This is a genomic window from Euzebya sp., from assembly GCF_964222135.1.
Lineage (GTDB): Bacteria > Actinomycetota > Nitriliruptoria > Euzebyales > Euzebyaceae > Euzebya.
Map to the genome: position 1 here is coordinate 1 of NZ_CAXQBR010000042.1, position 8,117 is coordinate 8,117.

The window sequence follows — 8,117 nt, forward strand, 5'->3', positions numbered from 1 at the left end:
AGGCGGCGGCTGGCGACCGCGGCCGCCTCGACGACCGCGTGGGTGATGTCGGTCAGGGCCGGTCGCAGGCGCGGGGTCGGGCCGGCGACGCTGAGGGCGGCGACGACCGCGCCGCTCGCGTCGCGCACCGGCGCGCCGACGCTGACCGCGCCGATCTCGGACTCCTCGTCGTTGTGGGCGTACCCGATGTCCCGGATGGTCGCGAGGCTGCGGCGCAGGGCCGCGTGGTCGGTGATCGTGCGGTCGGTCTTCGCGACGAGGTCCCACCCGTCGAGGGTCCGGTCGAGCACGTCGGGCGGCAGGTGGGCGAGGAGCACCTTGCCGGTGCCGGTGCAGTGCGCGTCGTTGCGCCGGCCGACGTCGAGGAACATGCGGAGGGTGTGGGTGCTCTCGAGGCGCTCCACGTACACGACCTCCCGCCCGTCGAGCACGCCGACCTGGACGGTCTCGCCGGTGCGGTGGCGGAGCATCGTCATCGGCGGCAGCACCGCCTCGGTCAGGTCGTAGCCGGGCGAGACCGCGGCGATCAGGTCGTAGACGGCCAGGCCGAGCTGGTAGCGGCCGGTCTCGGGATCCTGCTCGACGAGGTGCTCGGCCACGAGCGTGGCGAGCAGCCGGTGCGTCGTCGACGTGGACAGGTCCAGCCGGCGGGCGAGCTCGGAGACCCCGAAGGTCCGGTGGCGGGCGCTGAACGCCTTGAGCACCCGGACCGCGTTGCGGACCGACGACAGCCGGGGCGGCTCAGGCACGGACCCGCTCCCCCCTGACCGCGGCGAGCAGGGCCCGGCGCAGGTCGGTCGGGTCGGGGGCACCGGCCCGCGCGAGGGCCTCGACGCCCTCGTCGCGCGGCGCGATCGCGGCGGCGAGCAGGGCCTGGGCGCGGACCAGCCCGGCCTGCGCCGCCCCCTCCATCTCGTCGACCAGTGCCTCGGCGCCGCGGGCGTGGGCCCGGATGGCCTCGAAGTCGCGCGCGGCCGCGACGTGCTCGGCGGCCAGCCCGGCGCCGGCGGGCCCGGCGTGGTGCGTGGTGAGCTGCCCGCCGGGCTGCACGATCAGGTGGTAGAGGTGCGTGGCGATGCCGAGCACGCGGCGGACCTGCGCGCTGGCGGGGCCGGCGGACTCGTCGATCACGCCGAGCGCCGGCAGCACGACGGGGTCGAAGAAGCGCAGCGTCCAGCGGAGCGGCCCCAGCTCGTCGTCGACCGCCACCTCCTCACCGGTCGGCGGGGCCAGGCGCTCGGTGGTCGCGACCACGTGCAGGTTCCGGACGCCAGCGGCGGCGACGGTGACGTGGCCGTCCAGCAGGGCGAGGCGGCCGCGGACGCCCGGCGGCTGCCCCGCGCTCTGGGACAGGTAGGCCTGGTGGACCGCGCGCACGTAGTCCGCCATCGCCGCCCGCATGGCCTCGGGCGTGTGGGCGGCCGCGGCGTCGGTCGTGCGGTCGGTCACGGTGGCCTCCGGCGGGTCGGGCGGTGGAGCCGGACCCTATGCCCCACGCCGTCCGCGATCCCAGCATCGTCCCGCCATGTGGGAAGCATGGCTGGATCCATGCACTCCCCGAGCGACCGTGCGCAGAATGCGTCCCGCGGTGCGGGACATCGGTTCCGCCGCCGATCCCCCCGTCAGTACGGTCCGGCCCATGGGAATCCTCCGACTCAGCCACGTGGACATCACCGTCCCCGACCTGGACCTCGCGCGTGCGTACTACACCGGCGTGATGGGCATGGAGGTCACCGAGGACGCCGGGGACCGCACGTTCTTCAAGTGCTGGGACGAGGAGGACCACCACTCGCTGGCCGTCCGGTACGACCCCCGCGTCGGCATGGACCGCTTCACCTTCAAGGTCGAGCGCGAGGACGACCTCGACGACCTCGAGCGCGCCGTGGAGACCTACGGCTTCGCCGTCCGGCGGGTGTCCCGCGGCGAGGAGGTCGGGCAGGGCGAGTCGATCCGGTTCGAGACCCCCTCGGGCCACGAGATGGAGCTCGTCCACGACGTCGAGAAGGTCGGCAGCCGCGTGGCCAAGGTCAACCCGACCTTCGAGCCGCTCGGCCTGCAGGGCATCGCCCCGCCGCGGATGGACCACCTGCTCATCAACGCCGAGGAGGTCGGCGAGGCGGCGAAGTTCTACATGGACGTGCTCGGCTTCCGGATGACCGAGCAGCTCGTGGGCGGCGACGGCCACCAGATCGGCGTCTGGATGGAGCGGTCCCACAGCCCCCACGACCTGGCCGTCGTCAACGGCACCAACGGCGCCCTCCACCACTTCGCGTTCTGGCTGGACGACTGGGACCACGTCCGGACCGCGGCGGACATCCTCGCCTACAACGCCATCCAGATCGACGTCGGGCCGACCCGGCACGGCGTCACGCGCGGGAACACCATCTACTTCTTCGACCCGATGGGCACCCGCAACGAGGTCTTCACCGGCGGCTACCGACCCGACCCGGACTTCCCGACCATCACCTGGACCGAGGACAACATCGGCCAGGCCGTCTTCTACTACGAGGGCGAGGTCAACGAGCGCTTCGTCAGCGTCCACACCTGATGGCACGCCACCACGTGCCGCCGAGCCGAACGAGAGGGTGAGCGATGGGGATCCTGCGACTGTCCCACGTCGAGGTGCGCGTTCCCGACCTCGAGCTGTCCACCGCCTACTACACCGAGGTCGTCGGGCTGATCGAGACCGCCGTCACCGACGAGCGCGTGTACCTGAAGGGCTGGGACGAGCAGCAGCACCACTCCCTCATCCTCGCCTACGCGCCCACCTACGGCGTGGACGTGATCGGCTTCAAGGTCGCCGACGCCGAGGATCTCGAGGAGTACACCGAGCGGGTCGAGGCGGAGGGCATCCCGACCAAGCGCTACGGCGCCGGCGAGCTCGGGCCCGGGTCCGGTGAGACGGTCCGGTTCACCGCCCCGAGCGGCCACGTCACCGAGCTGGTCCACGGGATGGCGCAGGTCGGCAACGCCCTGCCGCTGCACAACCCGCCCCCCGAGCCGCAGGGCCTGTCCGGCATGCACCCGCCGCGGCTCGACCACGTCTTCCTGATGTGCGAGGACGTCGACGACATCACGCGGTTCTACTGCGACGTGCTCGACTTCCGGCTGACCGAGCAGATCCTCGCCGACGACGGCCACCAGCTCGCCACCTTCCTCGAGCGGACCCACACCGCGCACGACATCGCGTTCATCACCGGCCCGCAGGGCGCGTTCCACCACGTCGCCTACTGGGTGGACGACTGGAACGACCTGCGCCGCGCGGCGGACATCTGCGCCTACCACGGCGTCCGGATCGACGCGGGTCCGACCCGCCACGGCGCGACGCGCGGCTGGGGGCTGTACTTCTTCGACCCCGCCGGGAACCGCAACGAGGTCTACACCGGCGGGTACTGGGCGGACCCGGACCGCCAGCCGATCACCTGGACCGAGGCGGAGATGGGCCGCGCCGTCTTCTACTACCAGGGCGTCGTCGACCAGGACTTCCTCACGGTGCACTCATGAGATCCGACGACGACCGGACTCAGCGGCGGCTGCCGTCGACCCAGCGGGTCGATCCCCCGCAGTACCTCGCGACCTACCTCGAGCGGCAGCGCCGCGACGGGGCTGGCGGCGACGGGGCTGCCGGTGACGGGGCGGGGGCCGGGGACGACGGTGCCACGCCCCTGTACCTGCGGCGCTTCCGGGAGCGCCAGCGCGCCGACGGCGGCTCGACCCCCCAGGCCCTGCCGCCCCTGCACGAGCGGGTCGGCCTCGGGATGCAGCAGTCCATGTCGGAGGACAACCGCACCAAGGAGATCTCCGCGCCGCCGCAGGCGAAGAAGCAGGTGCTCGCCGACGTGTACCTGATCCGCCACGGCGAGACCCAGGGGTACTCGACGGAGTCCGGCCTGACCCCGCTCGGCGTGTGGCAGGCCCACACCTACGGCCACACCGTCGCCAAGCGGGTGAGCGCCGGCGAGACGCTCGTCATCCGGCACGCCGACACGAACCGGGCGCGGGAGACCGCCCAGAACCTCGAGCGCGGCCTGCACGACGGCCTGGCCATGTTCGAGAAGGACGTGAAGGTCTTCGACCCCTCGGCCATGGCGGAGTTCCGCAACTTCGGCGTGGCCACGCCCGACGGGGTCCGCGACGTCACCTCGGCGTTCCGGCAGTACTACTCCACCCTCGAGACCTTCGAGCGCACCGCCGTCGGCGACCGGCCGATGTGGCTGGTCGAGATCGACCGGTTCTGGCGGACCCAGCAGGGCGGGTCCGACCCGATCCAGCACTGGTTGCAGATCCCGATGTTCCACTTCGAGCCGCCGGCGCTGGTCGTCAGGCGCTTCTGGCAGGGCATCCAACGCCTGGCGGCGGAGTTCCCCGGCGCCCGCATGCTGATCGCCACCCACTCCGGACCGATCCGCGCCTTCGCCATCACCGCCCTCGGCTACGACCCCGGCGAGCCGTACAACACCGAGCACGTCCGCGTGAAGGTCTTCGAGGGCGGCACCGAGGCGATGGTCGGCTACCGCAACCGCGTGCAGGAGATCCACGTGCCCGACATCGAGGCGCTCCCGTCGTGGCAGGCCGACGAGCGCTGGACCGGCCCGCTGGCCCCCGACCCCGCCTGACCCGAGCCGACCACCACCGCACAGGAGGGACTGGTGTGCAGGAGCTGCCCGACCGTCGCCCCCGACTCCTGGGGCCCACCCCCACCCCCGCCCGCGCCGAGACGCCGGGAGGTGCGCGGCATGTCTGAGTACGTCATCTGGTACGACGAGTACGACGAGACCGACCGCGCCCGGGTCGGCGGGAAGAACGCGAGCCTCGGGACGATGATGGCCGCCGGGCTGCCGGTGCCGCCGGGGTTCGCGGTCACCACCGACGCCTACGACCTGCTGCGCACGCACGCGGACCTGGTCGCCACGGTCAACGGTGCGCTCGCGGCCCTCGACCCCGACGACAACCGGCGGCTGCAGAAGGTGGCGGCGGAGATCCGCGAGGCGATGGAGACCGTCCCCATCGACGCGGCCATCGAGCACGACGTGCGCCGTGCCTACCTGGCCCTGTGCGAGCGCTGCGGCGTCGAGGACGTGCCGGTGGCCGTCCGCTCGTCGGCCACCGCCGAGGACCTGCCGAACGCGAGCTTCGCCGGCCAGCAGGACACCTACCTGTGGATCACCGGCGCCGACGCGGTCGTCACCCACGTCCGGCGCTGCTGGTCGTCGATCTTCACCGACCGGGCGATCGCCTACCGCCGCCAGATGGGCTTCGACGACCAGCTGATCTCGATGTCGGTCGGCGTCCAGAAGATGGTGGACCCGCGCGCCGCCGGCGTGGCCTTCACCCTCAACCCCTCCGACGGCGACCGGTCGCAGGTGGCCATCGATGCCTCCTGGGGGCTCGGTGAGTCCGTCGTGGGCGGGGAGGTGACGCCCGACAACTTCCTGGTGGACAAGGTGCTCCGCACGATCGTGTCCCGGCGGATCTCCTCGAAGGCGATCGAGTACCGCCTCGACGGCGACCACGTCGTGAAGGCCGACGTCGACGCCGACCGTCGCGACCAGCCCTGCCTGACCGACGACGAGGTCTGCGCGGTGGCGGTCATGGCCCGCCGGGCGGAGCGGCACTACGGCTGCCCCCAGGACATCGAGTGGGCCCTCGACCGCCACCTGCCGGACGGCGACAACGTGATCCTCCTCCAGGCCCGACCCGAGACCGTCTGGTCCCGCAGTCCCCGCACGCCCATCACGACAGGCGGCTACGACCCGATGGCGTCCATCGTCTCGACGCTCACCGCGCCCGTGCACGCCCGGAAGTGACCCCGCACACCCCACCCGCACGCCACACCCCACCACGAGGAGCCGAACGACATGGCGGATGAGAAGCGCTTCCCGAACCCCTACGAGCTACCCACCCCCGACGGCGCGGAGGGGTGGGAGGAGCTCTACGCCTACTCCGCGCTCTTCGGCGAGGGGCGTCGCGCGCGGGACGAGCAGCAGTTCTGGTTCATGGACTCCATGCACTGGGGCTGGGCGATGTCGCCGTGGGACGCCGACCACCTGATGTACGCCATCTCGGCGCTCAGCCAGTACAACTCCCGGCACTACCTGGTGCCGCCCGCGAACGGCATCGACTTCCGGATCCTGCACGGCTACCCGTACTTCAGCCCGGTCACGATCGCCGACCCCGCCCAGGTCGAGGCGCGCGCCGGCGCGTTCGTCGAGCGGGCCGGCCACTACTTCGCGAACTGGGACGACCTGTACGCGAGCTGGCTCGAGAAGGTGAAGGCGAACATCGCCGACATCCAGGCGATCGACTTCTCACCCCTCCCCGACACCGAGGACCTCGACGTCGTCACCTCAGGCCGGGGCGTCGGCAGCGGCTGGGACCTGCAGCAGCAGTACCACCGCTTCCAGGACCTCGCCCAGCGGATCTGGCAGTACCACTTCGAGTTCCTCAACCTCGGCTACGCCGCCTACCTGGACTTCTTCGGCTTCTGCAAGCAGGCCTTCCCCTCCATCCCGGACCTCGCGATCGCCAAGATGGTCGCCGGCATCGAGGTCGACCTGTTCCGCCCGAACGAGGAGCTGAAGGTCCTCGCCCAGCGGGCGATCGACCTCGGCGTGGCGGACACCTTCGCCAAGCACGACGACCCCGCCGCCGTGGCGGCGGCGCTCGACACCGACGCCGGACGGGAGTGGCTGGCCGCCTGGGACGCCGTCGAGGACCCGTGGTTCAACTTCTCCTCGGGCACCGGGTTCTACTTCAGCGACAAGACCTGGATCCAGGACCGCTCGGTGCCCTACGGCTTCATCTGGGACTACATCACCAAGCTGCGGGCCGGCGAGGACATCTCCCGGCCGACGGAGGCCATCCGCGCCGAGCGGGATCGCATCGTGGCGGAGTACCGCGAGCTGCTCGACGCCGAGGAGGACCGCCAGGCCTTCGACGGCAAGCTCGGCCTCGCCCGGACCGTGTTCCCCTACGTCGAGAACCACAACTTCTACATCGAGCACTGGTCCATGTCGGTGTTCTGGCAGAAGTCGCGCGAGCTGGGCGAGACGCTCGCGAAGGAGGGTTTCTTCGAGACCGCCGAGGACATCTTCTTCGTCCGGCGCGAGGAGGTCGACACGCTCCTGTTCGACCTCTACAGCGCCTGGGCTGTCGGGGTGGAGCCGGAGGGTCCCCACCACTGGCCGCCGATCATCGACCGCCGCCGGCGGATCGTGAAGGCCCTCGAGGCCCACAAGCCGAACGCGCCGAAGGCGCTCGGACCCCCACCGACCGTCGTGACCGAGCCGTTCACGATCATGCTCTGGGGCATCACGTCGGAGTCGATCGACGGCTGGCTGAACGCGGCGGAGGGCGGCGCCACCGTGACGGGGATGGCCGCCTCCCCCGGCGTCGCCGAGGGGCCGGCGCGGGTGGTGTTCGACGCGGCCGACATCGGTGACGTCCAGGAGGGTGAGATCCTGGTCGCACCCATCACCGCCCCCTCCTGGGCGCCGGCGTTCTCGAAGGCCACCGCCGTCGTCACCGACATCGGTGGGCTGATGAGCCACGCCGCGATCGTCTGCCGCGAGTACGGCGTCCCCGCCGTCACCGGCACGTCGAGCGGCACCACCGAGATCCGCACCGGCGACCGCATCCGCGTCGACGGCAACACCGGCACCGTCACGAAGCTCTAGGTACGACGGCTCTAGGAGACCTCCCATGCTGAAGCCCGAGCTGAACACCGAGCTGACCCAGGTCGGCCCCGGCACGCCGATGGGGGAGCTGCTGCGGCGCTACTGGTACCCCGTCGCGTTCGTGCGCGAGCTCGACGAGTGGCCGATCAAGAAGGTCAGGCTGCTCGGCGAGGACCTCGCGCTGTGGAAGCGGCCGCAGGGCGGCTACGGGATCATGCAGGAGCGCTGCCCGCACCGCCGCGCGTCCATGGTCTACGGGGTCGTCGAGGCCGAGGGCCTCCGCTGCGGCTACCACGGCTGGCTGTTCGACGAGACCGGGCAGTGCCGCGACCAGCCGGCCGTGGTAGCCGCAGCGGAGGCCCTCGGCCTCGACGACCCCGTAGACCATGGACGCGCGGCGGTGCGGGCAGCGCTCCTGCATGATCCCGTAGCCGCCCTGCG

General features: G+C 71.7%; 7 protein-coding genes and 2 pseudogenes. 6 read left to right on the forward strand and 3 right to left on the reverse strand.

What is annotated here, in order from left to right; genetic code table 11:
• Together ACEQ2X_RS09825 and ACEQ2X_RS09830 are read right to left on the reverse strand one after the other, a co-directional pair.
• Nucleotides 1-749: IclR family transcriptional regulator (locus ACEQ2X_RS09825; RefSeq protein WP_370325631.1), on the reverse strand; the 749-nt coding region annotated here is incomplete at its 3' end.
• Entirely contained in the window at nt 742-1,449 is a 708-nt protein-coding gene (locus tag ACEQ2X_RS09830) for a hypothetical protein (protein WP_370325633.1), read from the reverse strand. The genes ACEQ2X_RS09825 and ACEQ2X_RS09830, both read right to left, overlap by 8 nt.
• A gap of 190 nt (nt 1,450-1,639) precedes the next feature.
• Between ACEQ2X_RS09830 and ACEQ2X_RS09835 the strand changes: the two genes are divergently transcribed.
• From ACEQ2X_RS09835 to ACEQ2X_RS09860, 6 genes and pseudogenes are all read left to right on the forward strand, one after another.
• Entirely contained in the window at nt 1,640-2,548 is a 909-nt protein-coding gene (locus ACEQ2X_RS09835; protein WP_370325634.1) for a catechol 2,3-dioxygenase, read from the forward strand.
• Between the two features lie 44 nt (nt 2,549-2,592).
• A complete protein-coding gene (locus ACEQ2X_RS09840; RefSeq protein ID WP_370325635.1) occupies nt 2,593-3,504 on the forward strand; it encodes a catechol 2,3-dioxygenase in 912 nt (303 codons plus the stop codon).
• Nucleotides 3,501-4,616, forward strand: coding sequence for a histidine phosphatase family protein (locus ACEQ2X_RS09845; protein WP_370325636.1), 1,116 nt, complete (start codon nt 3,501-3,503; stop codon nt 4,614-4,616). Before ACEQ2X_RS09840 ends, ACEQ2X_RS09845 begins: the two co-directional genes overlap by 4 nt.
• Before the next feature lie 120 nt (nt 4,617-4,736).
• Nucleotides 4,737-5,807, forward strand: coding sequence for a PEP/pyruvate-binding domain-containing protein (locus ACEQ2X_RS09850; protein ID WP_370325637.1), 1,071 nt, complete (start codon nt 4,737-4,739; stop codon nt 5,805-5,807).
• Between the two features lie 51 nt (nt 5,808-5,858).
• Nucleotides 5,859-7,676: a PEP-utilizing enzyme gene (locus ACEQ2X_RS09855; protein ID WP_370325638.1), complete on the forward strand. Its 1,818-nt coding sequence runs from the start codon at nt 5,859-5,861 to the stop codon at nt 7,674-7,676.
• Nucleotides 7,677-7,755: 79 nt separating this feature from the next.
• Nucleotides 7,756-7,965: pseudogene (locus ACEQ2X_RS09860) on the forward strand (Rieske 2Fe-2S domain-containing protein); the annotation flags it as partial.
• A gap of 84 nt (nt 7,966-8,049) precedes the next feature.
• Here the strand turns inward: ACEQ2X_RS09860 and ACEQ2X_RS09865 are convergent.
• Nucleotides 8,050-8,097: pseudogene (locus ACEQ2X_RS09865) on the reverse strand (hypothetical protein); the annotation flags it as partial.
• Nucleotides 8,098-8,117: the final 20 nt, after the last annotated feature.